We start from the raw sequence: 26611 nt of genomic DNA, 5'->3' as shown, positions 1-26611 counted from the left end.
GCGCCGCGCGAACGCTTTCTATTCTATCGGGACACCCCACACCCATCCAAGAACCAACCCGCCGCGGCGGGCGTTGATTCCCATAACGAGGTTGCAGAAACGCGAATACGCTTGCCCCGGCGATCTCCGGGCGGGGCGGCGGTTACACCAGTTCCAGGATCTCGAACCGCTTGGTCCCGCGGGGCAGCTCGGCCTTGATCGTGTCGCCCACGCTGGCCTTCATCAACGCCTCGCCCAGCGGGCTGCTCACGGTGACTTCGATCTCGTCCGCGTCGAAGTTGCCCGACGCCTCGCCGACGAGCTTGTACAGGTCCTCGTCGCCGTCGTCGAGGTCTTTGAGTTTGACGATCGAGCCGAGGAAGACCATGTTCTCGGGGAGCTCCATGTCGTCAGCAACCTGGGCGTTTTGCAGGCGCTCGGTCAGCCGGCGGATCTCCGCTTCGTCCATGCCCTGGTCGTCACGGGCCGCGTGGTACTCGGCGTTTTCCTTGAGGTCGCCGTGGGAGCGGGCTTCGGCGATCCGGGCGGTGACTTCGGGCCGACGGTCGATCAGCTCTTGCAGCTTGGCTTCGATCCGTTCTTTTTCTTCCTGCGTGATAAATTCCACGGTTCGGCTCCTTCGTATGAGCGGGGCGTTAATCGAACGTTACATCCTAGCACACCACCGCTATTTACGAAGCGGCGGCTCCCCGCGACGTCGCGCGTTCCCGCAGCATCACCAGCGCCAACAACCCCCACAGCACGACCCAGCCCACCATCGCCGACGCCGCCACCGTCACGATCTGAAACCCGTGCACCGCGACCGCCGCCTGGGCCTGCGCCTCGGTCCCCGCCGCCGACACGCCCCACACCGCCTGCAACGGGCTGAACCGCATCTCCGGCACGCCGACCTCCGGGCCCGCGGCCATCAGCCCCATCCACCACAGGATCGGCTCGAGCACCACCACCGCCACGCACACCACCATCGCCCACGTCCGCGCCGCCGGGTGATTCGTCCCCCGCCCCCACGCGATCACCAGACCCGTCAGCAGCGACCAGCCCGCCACCGCCACGACCAGCCACACCGCCTGCGGCGTCGACCAGCGCGCCGCCAACTGCAACGGCCAGATCACCGCCTGAAACACCAGGTTCAACGCCAACCAATCCGCCGCGATCCATCCGCACGCCCGCGCCCAGTCGCCCCCCAAGACCTCGTGCCCCGCCGACGCCACCCTCCGCGTCCGCGTCGGCTGGCTCAGCCGCACCGCCGGCCAAACCCCCATCATCCCCACCAAGCCCGACAGCACCATCACCCGCAGTGCCGGAACCGTCCAACCGCCGACCGCCCACAACACCACCCAGGACCCCAGCAGCCATAAGCTCCACCCCAACACCAACCCGCGCAGCCCCACCCCGCGCGGCTTCTTCGATGCTTTCACAACCACTTCGTCCATCGCCCACAGAGTAAACCACTCCTTTAGCCCCGGGTCAATGACCCGGGGCGGCCGCGGGGAACGCCATGGGGTTGCGTGGTCCGAGCCAATGAATCCGTGTCGATCGGTTTGAGCGGATGCCACGATCATGCCATTGTCCATGCCGCGGCGGCCCGGGGTCATTGACCCCGGGCTAAAGTCGGATCCGTGCGCACAATGGGGCGCGCCCGAATGCAGAAAATCAACAACGCAGAAAATTGCTTACTTCTTGTTAGTACTCGCTTCCGTGAAACGGCCGACGTTTCCGTGCGCACGTCTGATCCGTCTCACCCCCTAATGTCGGACCACGGTGGCATTCCAGGCGTGAAGGTCGCACAGGCAAGGCACCAAGCACGCCCATACCCGTGGAACCGGGCTGACGCACACGACGGGTGCGTGGCGACGCTTGAGCTCACCACCTTGCCGGGATCGCTCAAGGTCGGAACCCGTCGTCGTTGGTCGAGGGTCCGTGTTCGGGGAAAGGTTGAACCGCGAAGGCGCGAAGAGCGCGAAGCAAGGCAGATGAGATTGAATTCAAACCAATGGTTTGCCTTCGCGCTCTTCGCGCCTTCGCGGTTCAACCGAATCCCACTCGCCCACCCCACGCCAGCCACGGCAGCGGGTGTGGCGGGGGACACGGGTTCGCTCTTTGAAAACTTAACCCGCAAAAAAAGCCCACGGACAACATCCGTGGGCCTCAAGGAGTAATCGTGGTGGGGTTCGGCTTAGCGCCGTGACGCGGTGCCCGTCTGGAAGTCCGGGTCGCCGGAGGTGCTGGGGCGGGCGTCGATCTGGGCGGTGCCGGTGTAAACCCAAACCGTGTCGGCCTGGCCCTTCACGTTGATCCGGCCGCGGTGCTTGTAGGCCCAGTCCCGAAGCGCCGCGAGCTTGATCGGCGACTCGGGTTCGACGCTGCGTTCTTCGCCCGGCGGCAGGCCCCAGACGATCGCCGGGCCGTCGGTGTAGAGCACCAGCCAGAGCCGGCCCTTGAGGTCGCGGTGCGACACGTCGTATGCGGTGATCTGGTCGGCAAAGACTTCGTCGTGCAGCACGTCTTCGAGCGCGAGCGCCGCGGTGATGTCCGAGCCGGGCCACTTCTTGCCGTAGCCGTCGTTGGGCGGGGCGGCGGTGACGCCGGTGATCAACGGCAGGTGACTCCAACGCGAGGTCGCGCGGTTGATCGGCCCTTCCAGCCAAACACCCTCGGCATCGACCACGTGAGCGTGCCGGCGGTCCTGGTCTTCAACCAGTGCCGCGGGTTGGCGATACGTCGCGGTGACTTTAACGATGCCGTTGGGCCCGCGACGCACCTGGTCGACCTGGGCGACGAACGGGCAATCGTTGTCGTGGTTGAGCATGTCGGCCGCGTCGCGCAGGCCACGCGGGTCGAGCGGGTTGTCGGTGACGCTGTGGGCGACCTTGGTGCGCAGCTCTTCGTGCAGGGCATCGTCCATCCACGACGGCGCATCGACCAGCACCACCGTCTCGGGCGTGACTTCCACGGCCCGCGCGTTGGCGGCGTAGTTGCCCAGGATCTTTTCGGTGGACGTCCAGCCCACGACCGCCGCGACACCCAGCGCCGCGACACCCAGGAGCTTCAGCCCCATCAGCGTGCGCTGCGGGTCCCATCCCTGGGATTTCGCGCCCCGCGAGGTCTTGCGTTTCTTCTTCCCCTTGTTGTTACTGCTCAAAAACCAACCCATGAAACCGAGCCTCCTGTCGTGTCCGTTAACCATCGGCCGGGGGAGCAGAATCGGGTGAATGAAACCGATTCAGGGGCGATAACCGACTCGGGGCCAGGCGGATTCCCGGGGGTGGGGGCGGACACCGAATCGCTTGGCCCTCAAACACTTACGCCGTGGCGTGCGGATAACCCCGGCGGACGGGCGTTGCGCAGGTGTTTGGGAGCCGCGGGGTTGGTCGATAATTCCGGGTGAACCGTTTTCGACGGTGGATTCTGTTTCCTTCGAGTCACCCCCGCGAGGCCCGACATGTTTGCGAACTCCCCGATGCGTTGCCTGACGATGGTTTTGCTGGTGTTGGCGATGGGCTGGTCGTCCGCCGTGGCGGGCACGACGAATCTGCTGGTGACAGGCCAGCTCAGCAGCGCGTCCACCAACGGCCTGGCCAACGGGCTGGACAACAGCACGTTCGAGCTCTGGCTGGCGTTCGACGAGCCGACCCGGTTTGACCCGGATCGATCGAGCCTCTCGACGCCGACGCTGACGTACCTCGCGGACACCTGGTCGCTGGCGTACTTCCGCGGCAGCACGATCGTGGCCGAGTACAACCCCGGCACGCACCCGGACGCGGTGGGCTTCGCGGAACTGACCGGCGAGCTCACGGGCTTCGACAGCAGCGAGACGTTCTTGTTTGCGGGTGTGGACGAGGGGCCGTTGCCCGCGGGTGAGTCACCCATCGGCACGCTGATCGATACGACGTTTGTGACCCCCGACCTGGTCGAGGCGTTCTTCACCAACCGACTGCAGGACCTTCCGGGCGACATGGAATCGCTGGGCGGCATCGCGTTCGATGAATCGACGGGGCGGGACTTGTTCGTGCTCGAGGCGCAACTGGCTGTCGTGTCCGTGCCGGATCAGCCGCAGGGCGGTTCGGGGCGTGATGAGGGACAGGGACCCCAAGCGATCCCGACCCCCACCGCCGCCGCGGCCGGGGCGCTGCTCATGATCGGCATCGCCACCCGTCGGCGTCGCGACGACGCGGAATAAACGTACGGATTTCAGCTGCCGGTTTAGCGGGCGACGCGCATCGTCCGGCTTTTGGCTTTGATTTCTACGACAAATACAAACGCAAACAAAGCGGGGCACTTCGTGCCGTCCGCTTAACGTTGAGGTGATGTATTTCTCAACCGTTCACCGCCAGATTCACCAAGCGATCGACCAGCCCCGGCATGTCGGTGCCTTGTTTCGCCGCGCCCATCGGCAACAGCGAGTGCGTCGTGAAGCCCGGCAGGGTGTTGACCTCGATCACCCACGGCTGATCGTCTTCGTCGACAAACATGTCGATGCGCGAGAGGTGGCGGCAGCCCAAGGTCTTAAAAGCCGCGACCGCGATCTCGCCGAGCTTGGCCTCGAGCTCGGGGGCGAACGTGTCGAAGTGGTACTGCGTGTCGTCACGGATGTACTTGGCTTCGTAGTCGTAGAACTCGGTCGCGGGGACGATGTGGATCGACGGCAGCGCGACGGGCGAGCCCGTTTCGTCTTCGATCACGCCGACGGTGATCTCCTTGCCGCGCACGAATCGCTCGACGAGCAGCACGTCGTTACGTGACGACAGGTCCGCCCACGCCGCATCGAGCGACTCGGCGTCGTGGCAGATCGCCAGGTCGATGCTCGAGCCGTCGTCGTTGGGCTTGACCACCACCGGCGGGTCGAGCGTCGGCTGGTCGTCCGCGTTGACGAGTTCAAACGCCGGCGTGGGTAGCCCGGCGTCGAGCAGGGTCTGTTTCGTCTTGGTCTTGTCGGTGCACAGACGGGCCGCGGCTTCTCGGCAGCCGACGTAGGGCAGACCGCGTTGGTCGAGCAGTTGTTGGGCGCCGCCGCCTTCGCCCCACTTGCCGTGGAAGATCGGAAACACCACGCCCGGCCCCGGCGACTCGGTGCACCACATCGCAAACTCCTCCAGCGCTGCCGTGTCATCCGGCGAAAGATCGCGCTGGATCACCTCGTGCCCCGCCTCCCGCAACGCGGCGGACACCTGCTCTCCCGACATCAGCGAGACTTCCCGTTCCCGGTCCGGCCCGCCGGCGAGCACCATGACTTTCATCCGATTTTCCTTCGCTTTGCCTTACTTAAACTATATAATCGCGGTCGTAGTACCTCTGTATCAGCCCGCGACCGCCGGGCTCGCTTCCCACCATACTCCCGAGTGCCTCTCCATGATTCGACCGCTTCTGGTTATCGTCGGCTTGCTGTTCATCGCTGCACCCTTCGCCTCCGCCCAGACCCGGCCCGGCGCGAAAGTCACCAACGAAGTCTCCTTCGAAGACGCCCCCGAACGCACCAACCGCAAGTTCCCCCTCTCCGACCAGAACAACGAAGGCAAGTGGAAACCCATCCGCGAACTCTCCGATGAGTTCGGCGGCAAACAGCTCAACACCACCCGCTGGTACCCCAACAACCCCAAGTGGAAGGGCCGACCCCCGACGTTCTTCCACGGCTCGAACGTCAGCCTCGAAAACGGCGAGCTCGTCCTCCGCGTCAACAAGCACGGCGACGCCGAGCTGCCCAAGGGCTTCACCCACACCGCCGGCTTCATCAAGAGCCGTGATCGCCTGACCTACGGCTACCTCGAGGCCGAGATGAAACTCATGGACGCCCCCTGGGTCTCGGGCTTCTGGGTCACCAACGTGCAGTCGGACTGGTGGACCGAGATCGACATCTGCGAGAACTGTCCTGGCTCGGAAGGGCGCGAGAACGACCTGAACTCAAACATGCACGTCTTCCGCGCCCCGCCGGACAAGGGCGACGTCACCGAACACTTCGACAGCAGCAAGCGTTACAAGGTGCCGTTCCGCCTGCAGGACGACTACCACGTCTGGGGCCTGGAGTGGGACCCCGAACACATCCGCTTCTACATCGACGGCGTGCTCTTCCGTGAAGTCGAAAACACCCACTGGCACCAGCCGCTGGAGATCAACATCAACAACGAGTCGAACAAATGGTTCGGCGCGTTGCCGGATGACAACCGCCTCGACGGCGAGTTCCGCATCAAATACCTCCGCGTCTGGCAGAAACGCGGCGGGTACGAAAACCCGTTTGATAAGTGATTTTTGTTTAGCAGGCGACGCGACGCGTCCCGCGTTTGATCCGCGCCGAAGCGTTTGGATCTGCTGGTTGAGCCGCGGCACCCCGGGTCATTGACCCGGGGCTAATGCAGCAGCGCGTTTTACGCGCTGCTGCCGATCTGCTGGGTGATGGGTGTTAGCAGGTCGGGGATGAGTTTGGCGGTGGCGAGTTCCTCGGCGTAGGCGTTGAGGAGCTGCACGGTCTTGGCCATATCGCCCAGATCGTCGACGGGGCCGTACTTGCGGATGGTCAGGAAGAGGCTGATGGGTTCGCCCGAGTAGCGCTTGGACGAGCCGCGGCGGGACTTGGGGCGGGTCTTGACTTCGTAGTACGCCTGGAGGTCGCCCGAGGCGTTGAGCGATTGGCCGAAGATCGGCTGGACGTCGAGGATGCTGCCGGCCATCGACGCGCTGCGTTCTTCGGAGCCTTCTTCGCCATCGCCGTCTTCGTCTTCAGCGGGGCCGTCTTCGCTGGGGATCGAGGCGTTGAGCAGGCCGCCGAGCGGGGTGTCGGCATACAGCGCTTCGTAGACGACCGCGTCGTGGTTTTGCTTGCACTCGAGGTCGAAGCCGTACATGAGCTCGACGTAGTCGACGTCGAGCGGGCTGATGGTCAGGTGGTAGGGGGCGAGCTCGAGGACGAGCTTGTGGTAGTCGACCGCGGCGTCCATGGATTCGGGGTTGACCGTGCCGGTGCGGATGGAATTGCGGCGCAGGGCCAGCCAGGTGTAGCGGGCGTCCTTGCGGGCCGACTCCAGGGCCAGCTCGCCTTCGTAACGCTTGAACCGATTCATCGACGGCAGGCTCTTGCGCATGCGGTCGAAGAAGTGCAGGATCGTCTCGCGTTCGGACGGTAAGTCCATTTTCAGGGCGAGTTTGTGGTTGATGTAGAAGTCAGTGCACAGGGCACCGAAGCTGGTCGCCATCGGGGGTCATCCTCAGAGCGGGTCGGGGTGGGGCCGCCGGGTTTCGGCGGGTGTAAACGATTAGTATAGCAACCGCTGAATGGGGTTCGAGCAATGCGGGATGAACGGTAGAGGTTAACGTTGGGTGCCTGGTCAAGCGAAGCGCCGCCTGCGACGCCAAGCATCGGCGTGGCCGGCTCTCGCTACGCCCGTTTGATTTAAAGGGGTCTGACCCCTATCCCTCTCGAGATACTTATGTCGAAGTTTAAAGTAATTGAATCGAGCATCGCTAACGCGGACAGTTGGGAGCGAAAAGGGCAACCGGGTTGGGTTTGTAAATGTCTTTCATCTGCACTGATGAACTATCTTTCGGTTGCTGTGGATGAATGTTCGGATTTTGAAGCGGGTCGACAATGGCTGTTGGAGCAAAATGTAGATGGCGTTCTGTCTCGTTACCTGGTTGCGTTAACAAGTGTTTTGTCCGGCGTTGAAAATGGCGGGACGCCTGAGTCAGTGCTTGGAGGCAACTACCACCATTTGGTTTTTGCGCACCTTGCCTGGGCAATAGATCGGTTTGACGCTGCAGACAAGCTAATACAGGTCGCAAATCGCGCCGGGGTTAGGGAAATAAGCACGCCATTTTGGTGTGAGTATTCCGCTGCGATGAATAAATTGGCGAAGTCGTCGCCTTACTCGAAATCGGGCCCGATGCAGTGCAAGGATCTTGAGAGCTATTGGGCGATTTACTTGGACTTAATCGAAAAGATGTCGAAGTCTGAATCGACGACGGAGGCTTTGGCGAAACTAGACGAATCGTTCAAGAAGCGAAACGCTGACAAATCAATCAAAGACGATCATTATGAAATAGAGGGTTCTGGCCAGCACCCTGTGCAATGGGACTTCCGCAAGGAAACACTGAATGCTTTTGCAAAGCGACAAATGCCTTAGAAAGAAAAAGGGGTCTGACACCTTTAAAGTTCAGCGGTTGAATGGGAGGGCGAGGCTCCTGCCGAGCTGGGTGTTGTCGAAGCTTTGCTCCCATTCAGATTCAGGACCGCTATAGAAAGAATCGGGTGCACTCTAGGTGCCCTCACCCAACCCTCTCCCGGGGGGAGAGGGGGAAAGACGCGGGTTGTGCGGATAACGTTTAGGGTTCAGCGGGGGCCGGGGGAGGGTGTCGGACCACCGCGGTACACAGGTACACGCGTCCATCACGGCCGACACCCTCCCCTGATCCCTTCTGAAAGGTGACGGACTTCGGGTTGTAGACGTGAGCGTGAAACCGGTCGGTGACAACAAACGAAAAGGCCCCACGGCGGGCCTCCCCACCTCCTTACCCGCCGTGGGGTTGGGGTAATCAATCGGGCTCGGCGGTGGCGGCTTCGGCTTCGTAAATGATATCGTCGAAGTAGAAGGTCAACGGCGAGCCTTGGCCGGCGACGACCCAGTAGAACCCGGTCTTGATGCAGGACAGGTTCTTGTCGGCCAGGTCGAAGTGGTACTGGTTCCATTCCTGGGTGAGGGTGATTTCCTGTTCACCCTTGGCGGTGTCGTAGAACTTCTTGGTGCGGTCGAGGATGCCGAAGCCGACCTTGACCTTTTCGCCGCCCTTGGCACCGCGGGCCCAGAAGCTCAGGCGGGTGGCGCCGGTGAGTTCGAAGCCGCCGGGCTTGTCGCCCCAGTCGTTGACGGGGTTCTGCCAGACCACGCCGCCCCAGCCGCCGGGGTTGCTGTAGGTCACCTTGATGCAGGTGTTGCCGGCCTTGGGGTTGTCGTTGGATTTTTCATCCATGCTGATCGAGCCGGCTTCGCCCATGTAGCCCGAGGGGATCCACGGCTGGCCGTTGGGCATGTCGTCGGTGTGCACCGCGAGGGGCAGCTCGGCGTCCATACCCACGTAGTCGGACTTCATGTCGCCGGCGACCTTGAGCGGCACGTTGGCGGTGGCGGCGCCGCCGCTGCCGTCACGCACGAAGGCGAACAGGCGGTATTCGCCGGGCTTCTTGGGCATCTTCAGCTCGACGCGGTCGCTGCTCGCCGACACGATGGCTTTGGGATAGGTCGGCATGTCGGGGCGGTAGTCGCCGCCGGTGAAGTAGTCCTTGTCTTCCTTCTTGAGGATCCACTCGACTTCGATGTCCTTGCCTTCGGGGTCGTAGGCCGCGAGCTTGGCGACGACTTTGCCTTCGGGGATGACGATGTTGTCGCTGGTGATGGTGAGCGAGTCGATGACCGGGCAGAGGTCGTCGGGCGCTTGGCCGGTCCAGGCTTCGGTCATGGCGTCAACCGCGCCGAGCTTGCTGCCGTCGGGCAGGAACATGCCGAACCAGGTCGCGGTGGCTTCCTGCTTGAAGCCCCAGGTGAAGGCAACCGAGCCGACGCAGAGCGGGTCGGCGTCGAGCGCTTCGTAAGCGGTCTTGTAGATGCCGGCCTTCTCGGTGCTGGTCTTCTCCATGGGCACGCCCCAGTCGTTGTTGGGCTGTTCCCACGTGCCGGGCGGGCCGAACTCCGCGACGAGGTAGGGCTTGGTGCCGCCCGCGGCTTTGTAGCGCTCGGGGATGGAGTGCACGCCGCCGTAGGTGTTGATACCCACCATGTCGATGTGCGGGGTGAGTTCGTGCATGGCCCGGACGCGCTCGCCGCCGATCTCTGCGGTGACGGTGTAGGTCGGGTGGTTCGGATCGATTTCCTTGATCATCTTGGCGATGTCGTCGACGGCCTTCCAGATCTTGGGGTTGCCGCCGTCTTTGTAGCCTTCCATCTCGTTGCCCACGCCCCAGGCGAGCACGGCCGGGTGGTCCTTGTGTTTGAGCACGGCCGCCTTGGCCATGTCGAACTGCTCCTGGACCTGAGCGGGGTCGTTGTAGTCGAAGCCGTGGCGTTCGTGGCCGAGCCAGATGCCGACCAGGACCTTGAGGCCGAGCTTCTCGGCTTCGTCGAGCTTGCCCATGAGGTCGTCGCCGGCCCCCCAGGTGCGGGTGGTGTTGCCGCCGGCCGTGACGAGCGCGGGCTTGGACGAGTCGCCGCCGCCGCCCTTGATGTCGTAGGGCTGACCATCGACGAACAGCTGATAGCCCTCGCCGTCTTTTTCAACGGTGACGGTGGCGGCCCGGGTGGTGGTGGCGGTGAAAGCGAAGAGGAACGTTAGCGCGAGGAGTGGGGCGAAGCGTTTCATGGGGGTCCTTGTCGGTGGGCTGTTGCAGCAGCGATGCTGGCAAGGGCGGGGGATGGGATGTCAGTTCGTGATTCGCGGTGATGCTTCGAGGCGTGATCCGTTGTTGGATGACTTTAGGCGGACGGCGGGGCGGTGGAATCCAGCGGCTCGAACCAGCTGGGCACGGTCACGTGCCGCTCGGCGGGCTCGCGTCGCTCGACCAGGGTGAGAAGTTGTTGCAAACCCTCGACACCCAGGGCCACGGCGTCCTGGCAGATGCTGGACATGCGGGGGAAGGTGCCGAAGCGTTCGTTGGTGTCGTCGAAGCCGATGAGCGAGAGCTCGTCGGGGAGCTTGATGCCCAAGCGCAGGGCCTCGTTGCAGATGCCGGCACCCAGCGCGGGGTCGGCGGCGAAGACGGCGGTGGGGCGTTCGGGCAATGCCATCAGTTGGCGGAGCGAGGCGCCGCCGCCGTCGTGGTTGGCGGGGCTGCGGACGACCCAGCGTTCGTCGAACTCCAGGCCGTGCGTCTGGACGAACCGGCGGTAGGTGTCCAGGCGGTGGGCGTGGTCGAAGTCGTCGATGACGTTCAGGGCGATGGCGATCTTGCGGTGGCCCAGGTGCAGCAGGTGCTCGAGGCCCCGTTCGATGGAGGGGGTGGCGTCGGCCCAGACGCTGCCGATGCGGTCGTGATCGATGCGGTCGGCCAGGGCGACGGCGGCGAAGCCGTCCTCGGCGAGCTCGTCACAGATGCCGTGGGTCTCGGTGGTGGTACGGAGCAGGGCGCCGACCACGCCGCGTCGCATGAGCATCTGGCCGAGCGATTCGTCGGGCCCGCGGCCGCGGGAGGCGCTGACGATCATCAGGTCGTGGGTGGTGGTGGCCAGGGCTTCGGCGATGCCGTGGAGGATCGCGGAGTCGAAGGTGGTGTTGAGCGTGGACCGCCCCCCGTAGACGAGAGCGATCGAAGTGGTCCCGGCCCGCCCTCCCACGGGCCGAGACGCCGGCATCCGGTTAGCGGCCTGCAAGACCTTCGCCCGTGCCGCGGCACTGACGTGGGGCTTGTTGTTCAGAACACGGGAAACGGTGCCGATCGAAACTCCGGCTGATTTGGCAATCTCGCGGACGCTTGGCATAAAAGTGACTCAGATAAACAAGAATTGATTCATTGTTTCAAAAGTGTTCAGGTATAATGCCACTGATCGGGCTTCATGTCAACGGTTTTCGTCACTTTTACGGAAAAGAGTCTTCGATGAGGCGGGTTTCATTTTTTGTCCTTGTTTTTTTCGCTATTTTTCAGATTCAGATCGGGGCGATCGGCCAGGCGGTCGAGCCGATCGGGGCGGGATCGATCGCGGCAACCCTGCCCGAGGGCGTCGCGCCCGATGGAACGATGTTCCAGAATAAGCCGATTTATTGGAACGTGAAAGAGGGCAAAATCCTCCCCACGAACGATTGGTGGAGTGATGTTCTATTTTCGCAGTACGGCCAGATGCTCTGGGCCTACCCGTTCCGGGTGGACACCAGCGAGCGGGGGCTGTCGGTCTTCCTACCCACGCAGTGGGCTGAGGATGGGGGGCAGCTGGTCAGCGATCGGCCGATCGACATCGTGGGCGAGGGGTTCACGCCCGTCGACACCCGGGCCGAGGCGTGGGGCGACTGGACGGTGACTTTCGTGCAGGCGGGTCCGTCGGCAGACGGCGCGGAGGGCCGTATCCGCACCACGATCGGCCGGGGCATGCCCTACGTCTGGATGGAGTTCGAAAACGTCAGCCCCGAGCTGAAGCTCCCCGGCCTCACCCAGGTCCGCATCCAGGGTCAGGGCAAGATTGTCGAAGGCTTTACCGCCGAGTCGTTCATGCTCAAGGACGGCGACCGGATGATCGCGGTTGTCGCGCCGAAGGGCACCCGCTTCGAGCCCACGGGCATCGGCGAACACCTGGCGGTGAAGTTCGAAGGCGATAGCGGATACCTCGTGTTCGGCGCGATGAGCCGGCTGCGCGACTTTGATCTCGTTGCCGAGCACGCCTACGCGTTGCCCACCGATAGCGAACTGACCTGGTCGCTGGACCGCGCCGCGGGGGTGGTCCGCAGCACCTGGTCGGTCACCACCCGCAAGCTGAAACCGCTCGCGGCGACCGAGGTGTTGCAGGGCTGGCTGCCACACCACCTGCGCGACACCACGGTGGACTTCGAGACCCAGCCGATGGAGTACCTCACGCCGCGCGGCACGATGAAGGTGGCGGTCGGCGAAACGTTTCAGATCGATTGGCCGTTCCGCGGGCTGCTCCCGGCGTATCCGATGCCGAAGCGGATCACCCCGGACACCGCCGAGCGTCTGCTCGACACCGCGATGCCCGACGGTGAGCTCCCGCCCGACACCTACTGGGCGGGCAAGGCGCTGCTCGACCTCACGCGGTTCTTGTGGCTGGCCAAGAACCTCGAACACCCCGAGGCCGAGGCGCTGGGTAAGCGGCTGCGCTACGAACTGACCGACTGGTTCACCTACACGCCCGGCGAGCCCAAGCACTACTTCGTGCGCTACCCCGACACGGGCGGCATCGTCGGCATCGCGCCCAGCTACGGCTCGGATATGTTCAACGACCACCACTTCCACTACGGCTATTACGCCTACGCCGCGGCGGTGCTGGGCATGCTCGACCCCGAGTTCCTCGAAGACTTCGGCCCGATGGCCAAGCTCGTCGCCCACGACTACGCGAACCCCGGCGCCCAGCACGGCGACCCCACGCTGCCGAAGCTGCGCAACCTCGACCCGTGGGCCGGCCACTCCTGGGCCAGCGGCACCAGCAGCCCCGGCGGGAGCAACCAGGAATCGACGTCCGAAGCGGTCATGAGCTGGATCGGGTTGTACCTCCTGGGCGTCGCGCTCGAAGACGAACACCTCGCCGCCACCGGTGCGCTGGGCTACGCGATGGAGACCCGCGCGACGATCGAATACTGGTTCGACCAATACGGCACCAACTGGTCCAAGGACTACCCCCACGAAGTCGTCGGCATCCTCTGGAGCGGCGGCCAGCAGTACGCCACCTACTTCACCGCCGACCCGGCCTGGGTCCATGCGATCCAGTGGATCCCCATGATGCCGGGCATGTCTTACCTCGCCACCGACCCCGACTTCATCAAGCAACAACTCAGGACCCTGCGCATCGACCGCAAGGCCAAGGAAGGCTCAGCGACCCTTGAAGCGATGGGCACCGACCTGGGCAAACTGGTGTTGGGCTACGAAGCGTTGGCGGACCCCAAGTCGGTGATCAGGCAGATCGACAAGCTCCGCCGGTCCGATCACGCGATGGCCAACCACAACGGCATCAAGCTCGTCGAGGCCGACGCGATCGCGCGTCTTTCGCTAGGCCGTGAGGACGACTCGGTCTGGTCGGATGCGCCGATGTCGCGTGTATACCGGGCCAAGAGCGGCAAGCGCACCCTCGTGGCGTGGACCACGCAGGCCATGCAAGCCCACGTCTATACCGAAGACGGACAGACCCACGAGGTCGAGCTGCCCGAGGGCTGGTCGTACACGCCGGTCGAGATGGATTGATTCCGCGTTTGGTGCGCGGGCGGTACGTAGGCGTTTAGCCTTCGACGGCGAACGAGTAATCGACGGGGGTACCGCCGGCGGCGTCGGAGGCGTAGGCCGCTTCGACGCAGGCCATGGTGCGCATGACGTCTTCGAGGCGGGTGGGCATCGCGTCGAGGCTGCCTTCTTTGTGACGCATGACCTGGGCCATGCTGCCGACGAACGCTTCGGGGAACCACGAGCCTTCGAGGTCGACGCGGTGCCATTCCGGGGCTTGGTCGGAACCTTCCGGGGGGAGCAGGCAGTACTCGAACTCGTCGGGCACGCCGTCGGGGTAGTTTTTGAGCAGGCCCATCGTGGCTTTGATCGCGCCCTCGGTGCCTTCCCACTTGATGTAGGACTGCTGGTGTTTGGCCCCGAACTCGTGGCCGTGGTTGACGAGGATGGTGGCCTGGATGTCGTCGCCGTAGTCGAGGATCATCGTGGTGCGGGTCGAGGCGAGCTCGGCCTGCTTGGGGTGCTTGAGGGTGCGGGCGTACATCGAGCCGGGGTCGCCGAGGAACGAACGGACGATGTCGAGGTGGTGGATGGAGTGTTGCTGGATCTCGACGCGGGGCAGGCCGTGGATGTGCGGGAACAGGTGCCAGGGCGTGTAGACCTCGACGTGGACCTCCATGTGGTGCAGGTCGCCGATGAGGCCGCGTTCGATCAGGTCGCGGGCGGCCATGGTGAACGGGGCGAAGCGGAGCTGGCAGTTGATGGCGGCCTGGTGGCCGTTGCGCCAGCAGGCGTCGCGGATGGCGAGCGTGGTGTCCCAGTCGTCGCCCATGGGTTTTTGCAGGAGCACGTGCGAGTTCTTGGGCAGCTTGTCGAGGATGCCGACGAACTGCGGTGGCATCACGGCGAGGTCGAACACGGCGTTCTCCGGCGCGTCGGCGATGGCCTCTTCGACGGTGGCGTAGGCGTTGGGGATGCTGTACTGCTCGGCGAGTTTCTCGGCCTTGGCGACGGTGCGGTTGTAGATGCCGTGGACCTGGAAACCAGCTTGTTTGTAAGCGGGCAGGTGCGCGTCTTTAACGATGCCGCCGGCACCGAAGATGACGATGGGCACGGGGTTGTTGGGCAGGGTGGGTTTGTAGGTGATGTCCATGGCGGGGCTCCGCGGAGAGCGTGGGGAGACAGTGGGTTAATGCGAGGCGTGTTGAATCACGGCCAATCAGCTCGCGTCGATCTTGGCCTGCGCCGCTTCGAGCAGCGCCTTGATCGGCTTGTCGGTGTTGATGGTTTCGACGACCAGCTCATCGATCGCGCCGGCGAGCGAGGCCCAGTCGGCCAGGCGGGGCAGCGTGCGGGCGGTGGCGTGCAGCGGCTCGAGGCGGTGGTAGAACGGCACCTCTTGGTTGATCTCGGTGTCGTGCCAACTGCTGATGCGGCAACCGGTGCCGCCGTTGAGCGTGAGGCGTTTGTCGTTCTCGGCCGAGGTGGCGAAGCGGATGAAGTCGTAAGCGACCTGGGCGTGGGGCGAGCCGGCACCGACGACGTACATCCAGTAGCAGTTGAGCGACGCGCTGGTGTGCCCGGGCGCGGCGGGGATGTCGGTGATGTCGAGCTTGCCCTTGACCTTGGAGTCGGGGGCGACCTCGCCCATGCCCGCGAAGCCGAACCAGTTGACCATCATGGCGATCTCGCCCTGGGCAAACGCCAGGCCCGACTGCACCGAGTCCATCTCGGCGCACTTGGGGTGGACCACGGTCGTGTCGCGCAGGATCTCGCGGTAGAACGTCAGGCCTTCGAGTGCTTCGGGGGAATCGACGACCACTCGGCCCTGCTCGTTCACGAGTTCACCGCCGCGGGTCCAGATCTGAATTGCCAGGTCGAAGACGGTGTTGTGCCCATCTGGATAGGCGGCGAACGCGGTGCCGTAGAGGCCTTGCTCTGGGCGTTGGAAGAAGCGGGCGACCTCGACGAAATCGTCCCAGGTCTTGGGCGGGGCGAGGTCTTTGCTGGTCTTGGCTTTGAAGTCGGCCTGTTCTTTCGGGTCGTTGAACAGATCGGTGCGGTAGATCAGGCACTCGGGCCCGTCGTGGAAGGGCAGGCCGACGATCGCATCGCCGAAGTCCTGGAACCCGAGCATCGAGTCGGTCCAACCCGAGGGGAAATCGTGCGGCGGGTTCTGTTCGATGAACGGCTTGAGGTTCAGCAGCGCCCCTTGGTGGTGGGCCTCGGCGATAAAGTCGGTGTTGAGGTGGGCGACGTCCCAGTCGCCGTTCTTCATGCCGCTGTCACCGATGAGCGCGTCGTAGAGCGGGTGCAGGTCCATCGGCACGGGATCGAACTTCAGCGTGCAGCCGGTCTGAGCGCAGAACGCGTCCCAGATTTCCTGCATGCTGCGCTCGAAGGGTTCGAACTGGCGGATCGCAAAACGGAGCGTGTCTTCGCGCATGATTCAAGCCTCGAGTGAGGGAGCGTTTCAGATCGTGGAATAGGTCTGATCGACCTGCTCGTTGTGTTCGCCCAGGCCGCAGGAGCCGGCGGGCGACTTGAACGCCTCGCCGTCGATGCGGATCGGGCAGGCGGTGGTGCGGTAGCTCGTGCCGGTGCCGCGCTGAACGGTCTGCAGCATGTCGAGCACCTCGAAGCCCTCGTGGGCGAGCAGGGTGTCCCAGTCCATGACGCCGGCGCACCAGATGTCGGCCGGCTCGAGCACGTCCAACCAGTCCTGCGTCGGCTTGGTGCGCAGGTGATCGGCGAGGATCGCCTTGATCTCGTCCCGCTCGCTGAACCACGAGGCGGGGTCGGTGAAGCGCATCAGCGGCATGCATTCGAGGAGCTCGCCGAGCTGCAGGATGCTGCCCATCGCCAGGGCGAGGTAGCCCGAGGCGGTTTCGTACACGCCGTAGGGCGCACCGACGAGCGAGTGGGCGTTGTTGGATGCGGTGCGTTCGGGCAGCGAGCCGTCCTGCAGGTGGATGGTGACGGGCTCGAACTGGAAGTCGAGCGCGGCTTCCATCATGTTGACTTCGACCAGCACGCCTTCGCCGGTGACGCCGCGCTGCACGAGCCCGGCGAGCAGGCCCTGCACGAGCAGTCCGCCGGCCCAGAGATCGACGACCGCCAAACCCATGGGCACGGGCCCGTCGTCGGCGTTGCCGCTGAGGCCGGTGATGCCCGACATGGCTTGCAGCAAGAGGTCTTGGCCGGGCTTGCCGGCCCAAGGACCGTCTTTGCCGTAACCGCTGATCTCGCCGTACACCACGCCGGGGTTGAGCTTGCGCACGGCGTCGTAGTCCAGGCCCAGGCGGTCGATCACGCCGGGGCGGAAGTTGTGCATGACGATGTCGGCCTGGGCGACCAGGCTCTTGACCTTGGCCAGATCATCGGGGTTCTTCAGGTCGGCGGCGTAGCCGAGCTTGTTGCGGTTGATCGCGTGGAAGATCGTCGAGTCGCCGTCGATGTCGATGTCCGAGACGTAGAGCTGCCGGCAGATGTCGCCGGTGTCGGGGCGTTCGATCTTGATGACGGTCGCGCCCAGGTCCGCGAGGCGCAGCGACGCCGAGGGGCCCGAGAGGAACTGGCTGAGGTCCACCACGAGGACGCCGTCGAGGGGTTTGTCGTGAGCGTTCATTTCTTCTCCACTTGGTCGGCGAAGGCTTCGGGGTTGCGGTAGCGCACGGTCTGGAGGTGCTCGGCATACAGCGCGAGTTCGCCCTCGCCGTTTTCATCGAGCTTGAAGATCTCGTAGCTCACGGTGATAAGCCCCATCTCCGCGTACTTGGGCCGCTTGGCGAGGTGGGTGCGGACGGTGTAGATCGTGTCGCCGATGAAGACGGGCTTGATAAAGCGGAGCTTGTCGTAGCCGTAGCTGAAGGTGTTGACGTTGTTGTTGGCCATCAGCCCCAGCCCGTAGCTGAACACCTGGGCCCCTGCGACGAGGCGTCGGTTGAACGCGCCTTGGGTGGTGGCGAAGTGTTGGTCGCCGACGTAGGGGTGCATGTCCAGGACGAGCGAGTTGAAGAGCATCGCCTCGCCCTCGGCGATGGTCCGCCGGATGGAGCGGTGCTTCAGGCCGATCTCGAAGTCTTCGTACAGCCAGTCTTCGACGTTGTACGCGGGGATATCGGCGTGGGTCGACGGGGGGGTGCTCTCAGGCATCGAGGATCTCCTTGCGGACCGCGTCGTTGTGGGCGCCAACGCGCGGCGCCGCCTTGGGGTCGAACAGGCGCTCGCCGTTGAAACGGATCGGGCTGCGCAGGGTCTTCACGGGCGGAGCGCCGTCGCGGGTGACGGTCTGTTCGACGTCGAGCGCCTGGTAGCCCGGGTGGGCACGCAGCTCGTCGTAGCCCATCACCCGGCCGCACCACACGTCGGCGGCTTCGAGCTGTTCGAGCACGTCGGCGGTCGGTTGGGATTGCAGGTGGTCGGCGAGCACACGGCGGATCTCGTCGGCCTTGGTGAAGGCGTCGGTCGAGCCGTCGTAGTTCTGGAGCGCGTCGAGCTGCAGCACCTCGCCGAGTTTTTCGAGGCTGCCCATCGCCAGCGCGAGAAAGCCGTCGCTTGTGGCGTAGATGCCGTAGGGTGCGCCCTGGTAGGGGTGGCCCGCCGAGACGGCGCTGCGCTGCGGGGCACGGCCGCCGTCGTTGAGGTAGGTCGTGAGTGCTTCGAACTGCAGGTCGATCAGCGACTGCAGCAAGCTGACTTCGACCAGTGCGCCTTGGCCGGTGCGTCCACGGCGGACCAGCGCCGCGAGGATGCCTTGCGTGAGGTGCACGCCGCAGATGCCGTCGGCCACCGCGAGGCCCAGGGGCGTGGGCGGCGCGTCGTTCTTGCCGCTGACGTAAAGCACGCCGCTCATCGACTGGGCGAGCAGGTCCTGGCCGGGCTTGGCCCGCCAAGGGCCCTCGGTGCCGTAGCCGGTGACCGAGGCGTAGATGAGTTTGGGGTTGAGCGCCTTGGCGGCGTCGTAGTCGAGGCCGAGCTTCTCCATGACGCCGGGGCGGAAGTTGTGGGTGAGCACATCGGCCTTGGCGATGAGCTGCTTGACCTCGGCCAGGTCGCCGGGGTCTTTGAGGTTGGCGGCGTAGGACTCCTTGCCGCGGTTGGCGGTGTGGAACACGAGGCTGTCGCCGTCGACGATCATGTTCTTGGTCGCGAGTTGCCGGCAGGCCTCGCCCTTGACCGGGCGCTCGACCTTAATGACACGCGCGCCTAGGTCCGACAGGCGGAGCCCCGCCCAGGGGCCGGCCATGTACTGACAAAACTCCAAAACGATCAGGCCGTCGAGCGGTCGTTTCATGCTTCACCGCCTTCTTGCGAGTCGCGGTACATCTGGTTGAGCTTGTCGAGCGTGGCCTTGGCGTCGCCGCCGTTCATCATGAACTCGCGGATCGGCACGCCGCCGCCGTCACGGTCCTGGAACGCCAGGCTGCCGGGGTAACGCGGACGCAGGTAGGCCCGGTCGAGGCAGGGCAGCGTGTCCTTGAAGTAGTCCATGGTCCGGCGGTTGTTTTCTTCGTCCAGCCACGCCTTGCGGTGGCCGGGCTGTCCGCCGTTCTCGACGTACTGCGTGCGCTGGTACTCGGAGCCCACGGCGAGTTGTGCGTATTCCGCAGCCACGTCGAGGTGTTGGCACTTGCTGGAGACCGCGAGGCCCGTGCCGCCGAGCGTGGTGCTCATCGGCGAACCCTTGCAGGTCACGATGTCGCCGAACTTCAGCGGCTTGCGCGAGTAGCCCCGGCGGGAGTAGTTGGAGTAGCCGTAGGCGAACGGGCAGTAGGCCACGTCGTCGGTGTTGACCAGCTTCTCGTATACGTGGATCGGGTTCATCTCGAAGATGGCGGGGTCCTGGTAGCTGGCGAGTTCGCGTAGCGTCTCGAGCGCCCACAGGCCCATCTCTTCGTTGACGACGATCTCTTTGCTGGCGAACAGGTCGTTGCCCGGCAGGGTGCAGAGCATGTAGAAGTTCATCAGCGTGTCTTGCGCGATGCCGGGCATCACCACGAGCTTCTTCTTGGCCAGCGCGAGCAGGTCGTCCCAGGTCTTGGGCGCTTCGGTGTCGTGGGCTTCGAGCAGGTCGGGCCGCCAACTCGCGACGGGCGTCGCGGCGTCGAGGGCCAGGCCCCACTGCTGGTCGTTGTAGCGGTAGCTCTCGTGCGACGGGCCGACGGTGTGCTCGGCCTGGTCGGCGAGGAACTCGAGCGGGAGGATGGTGTCGAGCCCGACGAGCACGCCGGTCTTCGCCGCGTGGCCCGCCCAGGGGTGGTCGATGACCAGGAGGTCGTACTTCGCGGTCAGTTCATCGAGCGACTGGTCGGCAAACTCCTGGAGCGTGCGCAGGTGCCAGTGGATGGTCACGTGCGGGTTGAGCTCGTGGTACCGTTGGGCGGCGGCGGCGATGGGAATCAGGCCACGGGTGTGGTCCCAGGTGATCCCGTTAAGGACGATAGGGTTTTTTGCGGCAGGCATGAGATAATTTCACATGTGGAAATAAAATTTGGTATAGTAAAGTATCCGACGCCCCCCATGTCTGCAAGCCCTAATCCCGATGTCTGCGAATTCCAACGATAAACCCGCCTACAGCGTCCCCGCCCTCGAGCACGGCCTGGATGTGCTGGAACTGCTGATCGCCTCGGGCGAAGACCTCACCCAGAAGCAGGTCGCCGCGGCGACGGGCAAGCCGGTGAGTACGGTCTTCCGCATGCTTAACTGCCTGGAAGAGCGGGGCTACGTGCAGCGCGACGCCGAGCTGTCGACCTATCGCCCAACCCTGCGGCTCTACGGGTTGGCCCAGCCCCACCCCGCCTACCGCCGGTTCCACGACATCGCGCAGGCACCGATGCGGGCGCTCAGCGAAACCATCGGCGAGTCGTGCCACCTCTCGGTCCTCGACGACGGGCAGGTCCGGGTCATGAGCCACCAGCCCAGCCCGCACGCCCACTCGTTGGCGGTGGCGCCCGGCTCGGTCTATCCCCTGCACCGCACCTCGGCGGGGCGGTTGATGTTGGCCGACATGCCCCGGCAGCGGGCCGAGGCCATTCTTGACAGCCGTGTGCTGGCGAAAGATTTCTCGAAGAAACAACGAAGTGAGTTCCTGGCCGACGTCCAACGGCTGGGGAAAAAGCGTTACTCCATCGCGCCCAGCCCGATCACGCCGGGCGTTCTGGATGTGGGGGTGCTGCTGGCTTGCGATCTGCTGGGCGGGCGTGTGGCGCTGATGGTGCCCTGCCTGCAGAAGTGGAGCAAGCGTGAGCAGCAGGACGTGCTGTTGCCCGCGGTGCAAGACGCGGCGGAACGCATCGCAGCGGTCTTTAACCAATCCAAAGGAATCTGAACATGTTCGAAACCACGTACTACGAAGACTACGAGCTGAACCACGAACGCAAGACGTTTGGCCGAACCATGACCGAGGGCGACATCATCGTCCACGCGGGCCAGACCGGCGACTTCTTCCCCCACCACATGGATGAAGAGTGGTGCAAGACCCAGGACTTCAAGAAACGGCTGGTCCACGGCACGCTCACTTTCTCTGTCGGCGTGGGCCTGACCGCCAGCGTCATCAACCCCGTCGCGATGACCTACGGCTACGAGCGTTTGCGCTTCATCAAGCCCGTCCACATCGGCGACACGCTGCGGACCACCGTCACCATCACCGACAAGAAGGACCACAAGCGGCCGCAGTTCGGCATCGTCACCGAACACCTGGAAGTCACGAACCAGCGCGGCGAAACGGTCATGGTCTGCGACCACCTGCTGCTGGTGGAGAAGAAGGCGGGCAAAGCTTCGGTTGAAACCAATGGTGCGGCACCGGGCTGAGTTAACTTGTTAACAATTCACAACATCGGGCTGCTTTTGCGTTCGGTTCTTATATAAAGACGGATCTCCCTTTCCGGTGGGGCGGTTTATGAACGGTTGACAATTTTCTTTGAATTTTCGAGTTAAGGCATTAATCTTAAAGGTCCCCTCGCAGCCGAGTGACTCCCCGTGTCGCGTTTCGTTGGCGCTGCGCAACGTTTCTTGAATCAAATTGAAGGGTAGGAGTTTTGATGAGTATTTGGCCTGCGAAGCGTTTTTCGCGTTCCGGTTGGTGTGCGTTGTTGGTGTTTGCAGCACCGTTGGGTGCTCACGCACAGGTTGATTTTTCGGATGACTATCTGAATCCGACTCAGTTTGTTTTGGGTGAGGGGATCCAGGCATACGAGAACACGGTCCAATCCAGCGGATCGAATGATCCCGGTGCCGACGTGGACTTTTTCACGGTTGTGGTCAACCCGGGGCTGCAGATCGACCGGATCGAACTCACCCGATACGAAGGCCCGGCGGTATCGCTTATTGGATTTGGTGCGGGCGCTACGCTTACCGCCGACCCGTCTGCGGGTACCGCAAGCCAGCTGCAGTTTGCGACGGATACCCTCGGTTACGCCCTGGTGGGCGAGGAATTGCTGGGTAGCAACTTGATGAGAAACCTGGCGGACGGCGATGTGACCATCGATCGCGTCAACGATCCGCCGGACCTGCAGCTGGCGATGAACCGCCGTTTCGACCCTAACCAGCCCTTGGGAGCCGGGTCGTACGCCTTTGTGTTCCAAGACACCGGCCCGTTCCTCATTACCTACGAAGTAGCGTTTTTTACTTCGGCGGTGCCCGAGCCTAACACGATGTTGATCCTTGCTTTAGGGGCTGCCTTCGGCTTGGTGCGATCCTCCACCCGAGGCCGTTGACGCTAAATCGCACCGTTTTGGAGATTTTTCTTGCTTCTTATTGGTGGTGTGATTAAATTAAACTACATAAGCATGCAGATATAAATATTATTCATCTCCTGCGGCTTCCCTCCTTGTTTGTGCCTTTTTCCTCTTTTTTGATCGTCATCTGGTGAGTACAGGGTTTTGGCCCCTTCGGATTTAACGCCGGCACCCGGCTTCACGTCGTTTGAGTCAACTTCATCTTGGAGGTTTGTTAACTCCGACGTCCCGATCCTTCCGACGTTCCCTTTGATAACCCCGCGGCTTAAGTCTTTGTGCCGCTTCAGTCAGTGATTCAAGATTTACCCCGTTCGTTCCGATGCCTCGGCATCATTTCAGGAGAAGAAGACGTGATTCAATTTGTTAACCCTTTCCGCAAGGAATCTGCGCTTGCCCGTCGTGTGGCTGGCGGTGCGTTGCTCGCTGTGGCGGGCCTGCTGGTGAGCCCGGCGGTGGCTCAGCCGGTCATCGCGTTTGACGACTCGGCGAACGCGAGCCCGGGTGCTTACGCCCAGGGCAGCTCGTTCTCCCTCGACCTGCTCTTGAACGCCGCCTTCGATGCCGGGGGTGTTGGTTTCGATCTCGAGTTCAGCAAGGCGGGCTCGGCCCCCGGGGCGGATCAGATCACCCTGGTCAGCCGCAACAACGCGGGAAGCGTTCTGAGTAGCTACAACAACTTTGACGCCAATCTGGGGATGGGTGCCTTCTCGGGTACGACGGGAACGGACCTCGGGCAATTCAGCTTCGCAGCGCTTGCCCCAGCAGGCAACAGCTTCTTGGCGACTTATGTCTTCGAAGTGGGTGCCCTGGCCCCGGGCGAATACGAAATCGCCATCGGCGGCAACACCCCCGGGATCGTGACGGATGAATTCTTCGAGGATGTGAACCTCGGTGATTCGTCCTACACCTTCACGGTGTTGGTGCCCGAGCCGACCACCGCGGGCCTGCTGATGGTTTCCGCCGGTGCGGTCTTGCTCCGCCGTAAGCGGATCGGTTGAAATTGAAATGCTGCTGGCCGCGGGTGACCGCCCGCGGCCAGCGTTTAGATGCAGACGTCGTTTCCACGCTTTATTTCTGCTCCCCAAGTCCGTTTTGGTTCGACCGCGACCTCGGACTCCCGCCTCGGTGCCCTCCGCCACTTTTTTGTGACACGTGCTTTCGGTTTCTTGACAACATAAGGACCTGTGCCATGCCCCTGTCTCGTCGGTATTTTGCTTGGCTAAGCGTATTGCTGATCTGCGTTTCGCTCCCCGCGATCGCTGCCCCGCCGGTTAACACCTCGACCCGTTCGGAGTTGAGGCACCTGGCTTCCAATGGTTCGAGCATCTACCGCGCGATCGACATGCCCCTCTCCGGGCCACGAGCGATCGAGCCCCGAATGCACCGCGACGGCGAGACCGTTGTGATCTTTGTATTCGATCAAGCCCTCCAGTCGGTCGGGAACATCGCGACATCCCACGGCACGATCAACTCGGCCATTTCCGGTGTCCGCACCCAGTTCCCCGACACCATCGCGGTTCACCTCAATGGCGTCCCGGATGCGGAATGGGTCACGGTTTCGTTGACCGACATCGTCTCCCAGGGCGGCGAGACCCTGCCGAGTGCCGCGGGCACCGTCGGCTACCTGCTGGGCGATGTCACGTTCAACCGTGTGGTGAACGTTTCGGACATCCGCAAGGTGGCCACCTTCTCCGGCCAGGACCCCAGCGTGGGCGGCAACTTTGTTCAAGACCTGACCATCAACAACGCCATCAATGTTTCGGATATCCGTTTCGCCGCGTCACGGAACGGCCGGAGCCTTCCCAACACCGCGCCGACCATCGTTGGGCTCACCAATCAATCCACTGTTATCAATACCCCCACCGCGGCGTTGTCGTTTGTTGTGGATGACTTCGCCACGCCCGCAGATTCGCTGGCGGTCACCGCGGTGTCGGATAACCCTGGCGTCGTGACCGATGCGAACATCGTGGTGACAGGTTCCGGGTCGAACCGTAGTGTGGTCGTGACCCCCGAGCCCGGCGAGGTCGGATCGGCAATCATCACGCTGACGGTGTCGGATGGCTCGATGAGCTCCACCGCGTCCTATATCGTTTCGGTTACCGAGGAAGCAAGCAACCAGCCTCCTCAAGCCCTTGCGTATGTCAAGAATTTCCTGGGCCCTGCGCCGTTGACGGTAGAGTTGGACGGAACGCGGTCGTTCGATCCAGACGATGGGATCTTGTCGTATGCATGGGATTTCGGCGACGGAGCTGGTTTCCCCGGCTCAAAACTAACCCACACCTATACCCAGCCCGGGACCTACACCGCGAAGCTCACCGTCGATGATTTCACCGGGGATACAGATGAAATCGAGTACGTCATCACCGTCTCCGACGGCACATTCAACGTCAACGCAACGCCCTCGGCCAACGACGCCAGCCGGTTCCTGTGGCAGGCGGCCTTCGGCCCGAGCGAAGGCGATGTCGCCGATGTTCAGGCCCTTGGCTATGAGGGCTGGATCGATCAACAGATGGCGCTTTCGCCGACGCTGCTCACGCAGCAGATGTTTGACCAGGCGGCCACGCGCAACGGGGCGGGCCAGGTCTTCCAGCAGCGGTTTGCCTTTGCGAACCTCGCGGTCGATGCGCAGGATCAACTGCGTCAACGCGTGGCGTGGGCGCTGATCCAGATCTTTGTCATGAACAACGACCAGGACAGCGCTGGGCCCAGCGCCAGTCGTGGGTACTACAACTTCATGCTCGAGAATGCGTTTGGGAACTACCGCGACCTGCTCAGCGATGTGACCTTTTCCTACCCCATGGGGAACTACCTCACCTACCGTGACAACCGGAAAGCGGACCCTGCTGCGGGGACCGTCCCGGACGAAAACTACGCGCGTGAGATCAAGCAGCTGTTTTCGATCGGACTTTTTGAGCTGAACCTCGACGGCACCCAGAAGAAAGACGCTCAAGGCAACCCGATCCCCACCTACACCAATGAAGACATCGTTCAATTTGCCCGGGTGTTTACGGGTCTTCGAACATCGAACATCGGCTCAAACTTTGAACAACGGACCGCCAATCCCATGCGGATGCAGTCCAGCTGGCACGAGTTCGGCGATAAGCAGTTGTTGAACTACCCGGGTGCGGTTAACGGCGGGTACATCCCCGCTCGCGGCAGCGGCCAGCAGACCGACGCCAACGGCATCGCCGACGTCAACTTTGCGATCGACAATGTTTTCAATCACCCCAATACGCCGCCGTTCATCAGCCACCTGCTGATCCAGCGGTTGGTGACCAGCAACCCGACGCCCGCCTACGTCGAGCGTGTCGCTTCGGTCTTTGTCGATGACGGCACCGGCACGCGGGGCAACCTGGGTGCAGTGGTCAAAGCGATCCTCCTCGACCCCGAGGCCCGCGACCGCACCTACAGCAGCAGCCCGTATTTCGGCAAGATCATCGAGCCCTTCCTGTTGAAGTGGTCGTTGTACCGCGTGTTGGACCGCTACGACCGGCCCGGCCAGCCGTTTGGCCTCCGTGTGGATGAATTGCAGTTTGGCGAAACAGACAAATTCGGCCAGGCCTACATGACCTCGCCCTCGGTTTTCAACTTCTACCTCCCGGATTACACCGTGGCCAACAGCGAGTTGGACCGCAGAACGCTTGATATTCCCGAGCTCCAGATCACCAACGAGATCACCGTGTTCTCCAGCCTCAACGACCACCGCCGCAACAGCATTGCGGAGAGTGGGGATGACGAGGCCAACGTTTACGACGATCTTCGGGCGCTGATCCCCTCGAACAATGTGACCAACAACACCGCCCTGATCGAGGCGATCGATGATCTGTTGATGTACGGCACGATGAGTCCTGAGATGAAGCAGATCCTTTTGACCGTCGCCCCACGGGTGGCCAACCAGACCGAACGGGTCCGGGCGATGGTTTACATGGTCGTTTCTTCTCCGGAATTCCAGTTGGTGAATTGATCTGATTCTTCAGCCGCAGCAGATCCACCGACCGATCTGGTGGACCCTATCCCAAAC

22 protein-coding genes are annotated in these 26611 nt (G+C 63.2%); 9 read left to right on the top strand and 13 right to left on the bottom strand.

What is annotated here, in order from left to right:
• Nucleotides 1-142: 142 nt before the first annotated feature.
• The 3 genes from greA to HNQ40_RS06735 all read right to left on the bottom strand — a co-directional run bounded on the left by greA (nt 143) and on the right by HNQ40_RS06735 (nt 3154).
• Nucleotides 143-607, bottom strand: coding sequence for a transcription elongation factor GreA (gene greA / locus HNQ40_RS06745; RefSeq protein ID WP_184677115.1), 465 nt, complete (start codon nt 605-607; stop codon nt 143-145).
• 64 nt (nt 608-671) lie between these two features.
• Nucleotides 672-1433, bottom strand: coding sequence for a hypothetical protein (locus HNQ40_RS06740; protein ID WP_184677114.1), 762 nt, complete (start codon nt 1431-1433; stop codon nt 672-674).
• 743 nt (nt 1434-2176) lie between these two features.
• A complete protein-coding gene (locus tag HNQ40_RS06735; RefSeq protein ID WP_184677113.1) occupies nt 2177-3154 on the bottom strand; it encodes a cell division protein FtsQ/DivIB in 978 nt (325 codons plus the stop codon).
• Between the two features lie 288 nt (nt 3155-3442).
• Here HNQ40_RS06735 and HNQ40_RS06730 point away from each other — a divergent pair, with 288 nt between their 5' ends.
• Nucleotides 3443-4180 (top strand): hypothetical protein, encoded by a 738-nt coding sequence (locus HNQ40_RS06730; RefSeq protein ID WP_184677112.1) that lies wholly within the window; start codon nt 3443-3445, stop codon nt 4178-4180.
• 136 nt (nt 4181-4316) lie between these two features.
• Here the strand turns inward: HNQ40_RS06730 and HNQ40_RS06725 are convergent, their stop codons facing one another.
• On the bottom strand, nt 4317-5237 hold the full coding sequence (locus tag HNQ40_RS06725; RefSeq protein WP_184677111.1) for a D-alanine--D-alanine ligase family protein: 921 nt from the start codon (nt 5235-5237) through the stop codon (nt 4317-4319).
• A gap of 112 nt (nt 5238-5349) precedes the next feature.
• On the opposite strand from HNQ40_RS06725, the gene HNQ40_RS06720 reads away from it, so the two are divergent.
• Entirely contained in the window at nt 5350-6240 is an 891-nt protein-coding gene (locus tag HNQ40_RS06720; RefSeq protein ID WP_184677110.1) for a family 16 glycosylhydrolase, read from the top strand.
• Nucleotides 6241-6359: 119 nt separating this feature from the next.
• Here HNQ40_RS06720 and HNQ40_RS06715 read toward each other — a convergent pair whose 3' ends face one another.
• Nucleotides 6360-7184, bottom strand: a complete 825-nt coding sequence (locus HNQ40_RS06715; RefSeq protein WP_184677109.1) for a hypothetical protein — start codon at nt 7182-7184, stop codon at nt 6360-6362.
• A gap of 234 nt (nt 7185-7418) precedes the next feature.
• Between HNQ40_RS06715 and HNQ40_RS06710 the strand changes: the two genes are divergently transcribed.
• Complete coding sequence (locus HNQ40_RS06710) at nt 7419-8111, top strand: hypothetical protein (protein WP_184677108.1); 693 nt, start codon at nt 7419-7421, stop codon at nt 8109-8111.
• A 409-nt stretch (nt 8112-8520) separates the two neighbouring features.
• Here the strand turns inward: HNQ40_RS06710 and HNQ40_RS06705 are convergent, their stop codons facing one another.
• Entirely contained in the window at nt 8521-10338 is a 1818-nt protein-coding gene (locus HNQ40_RS06705; RefSeq protein ID WP_184677107.1) for a glycoside hydrolase family 2 TIM barrel-domain containing protein, read from the bottom strand.
• A gap of 113 nt (nt 10339-10451) precedes the next feature.
• Complete coding sequence (locus tag HNQ40_RS06700; protein WP_184677106.1) at nt 10452-11453, bottom strand: LacI family DNA-binding transcriptional regulator; 1002 nt, start codon at nt 11451-11453, stop codon at nt 10452-10454.
• A 116-nt stretch (nt 11454-11569) separates the two neighbouring features.
• On the opposite strand from HNQ40_RS06700, the gene HNQ40_RS06695 reads away from it, so the two are divergent.
• On the top strand, nt 11570-13876 hold the full coding sequence (locus HNQ40_RS06695; RefSeq protein ID WP_184677105.1) for a glycosyl hydrolase: 2307 nt from the start codon (nt 11570-11572) through the stop codon (nt 13874-13876).
• Nucleotides 13877-13910: 34 nt separating this feature from the next.
• On the opposite strand, the gene HNQ40_RS06690 is transcribed toward HNQ40_RS06695, so the two are convergent.
• The 6 genes from HNQ40_RS06690 to HNQ40_RS06665 form a co-directional block, all read right to left on the bottom strand.
• A complete protein-coding gene (locus tag HNQ40_RS06690) occupies nt 13911-15005 on the bottom strand; it encodes a Gfo/Idh/MocA family protein (protein ID WP_184677104.1) in 1095 nt (364 codons plus the stop codon).
• A gap of 66 nt (nt 15006-15071) precedes the next feature.
• Nucleotides 15072-16298 carry an extracellular solute-binding protein gene (locus HNQ40_RS06685; protein WP_184677103.1) on the bottom strand — a complete coding sequence of 409 codons (1227 nt, stop codon included), beginning with the start codon at nt 16296-16298 and terminating at the stop codon, nt 15072-15074.
• A 27-nt stretch (nt 16299-16325) separates the two neighbouring features.
• Nucleotides 16326-17480, bottom strand: coding sequence for a CaiB/BaiF CoA transferase family protein (locus HNQ40_RS06680; RefSeq protein ID WP_184677102.1), 1155 nt, complete (start codon nt 17478-17480; stop codon nt 16326-16328).
• Nucleotides 17477-18007 carry a MaoC family dehydratase gene (locus HNQ40_RS06675; RefSeq protein WP_184677101.1) on the bottom strand — a complete coding sequence of 177 codons (531 nt, stop codon included), beginning with the start codon at nt 18005-18007 and terminating at the stop codon, nt 17477-17479. The genes HNQ40_RS06680 and HNQ40_RS06675 overlap by 4 nt, the downstream gene beginning before the upstream one ends.
• Nucleotides 18000-19148, bottom strand: a complete 1149-nt coding sequence (locus HNQ40_RS06670) for a CaiB/BaiF CoA transferase family protein (protein WP_184677100.1) — start codon at nt 19146-19148, stop codon at nt 18000-18002. The genes HNQ40_RS06675 and HNQ40_RS06670 overlap by 8 nt, the downstream gene beginning before the upstream one ends.
• Nucleotides 19145-20317 (bottom strand): extracellular solute-binding protein, encoded by a 1173-nt coding sequence (locus HNQ40_RS06665; RefSeq protein ID WP_184677099.1) that lies wholly within the window; start codon nt 20315-20317, stop codon nt 19145-19147. Before HNQ40_RS06665 ends, HNQ40_RS06670 begins: the two co-directional genes overlap by 4 nt.
• Before the next feature lie 79 nt (nt 20318-20396).
• Between HNQ40_RS06665 and HNQ40_RS06660 the strand changes: the two genes are divergently transcribed.
• The 5 genes from HNQ40_RS06660 to HNQ40_RS06640 all read left to right on the top strand — a co-directional run bounded on the left by HNQ40_RS06660 (nt 20397) and on the right by HNQ40_RS06640 (nt 26554).
• Complete coding sequence (locus HNQ40_RS06660) at nt 20397-21182, top strand: IclR family transcriptional regulator (RefSeq protein WP_184677098.1); 786 nt, start codon at nt 20397-20399, stop codon at nt 21180-21182.
• Nucleotides 21183-21184: 2 nt separating this feature from the next.
• Nucleotides 21185-21664 carry a MaoC family dehydratase gene (locus tag HNQ40_RS06655; protein ID WP_184677097.1) on the top strand — a complete coding sequence of 160 codons (480 nt, stop codon included), beginning with the start codon at nt 21185-21187 and terminating at the stop codon, nt 21662-21664.
• Nucleotides 21665-21894: 230 nt separating this feature from the next.
• Entirely contained in the window at nt 21895-22569 is a 675-nt protein-coding gene (locus tag HNQ40_RS06650; protein ID WP_184677096.1) for a PEP-CTERM sorting domain-containing protein, read from the top strand.
• 371 nt (nt 22570-22940) lie between these two features.
• Nucleotides 22941-23588, top strand: coding sequence for a PEP-CTERM sorting domain-containing protein (locus tag HNQ40_RS06645; RefSeq protein WP_184677095.1), 648 nt, complete (start codon nt 22941-22943; stop codon nt 23586-23588).
• 191 nt (nt 23589-23779) lie between these two features.
• On the top strand, nt 23780-26554 hold the full coding sequence (locus tag HNQ40_RS06640) for a DUF1800 family protein (protein ID WP_184677094.1): 2775 nt from the start codon (nt 23780-23782) through the stop codon (nt 26552-26554).
• Nucleotides 26555-26611: the final 57 nt, after the last annotated feature.

It is taken from the genome of Algisphaera agarilytica (assembly GCF_014207595.1).
Classification (GTDB): Bacteria; Planctomycetota; Phycisphaerae; order Phycisphaerales; family Phycisphaeraceae; genus Algisphaera; species Algisphaera agarilytica.
Note: the sequence above shows the minus strand (reverse complement) of the source record. Positions and strands in the feature narration are given on the sequence as shown.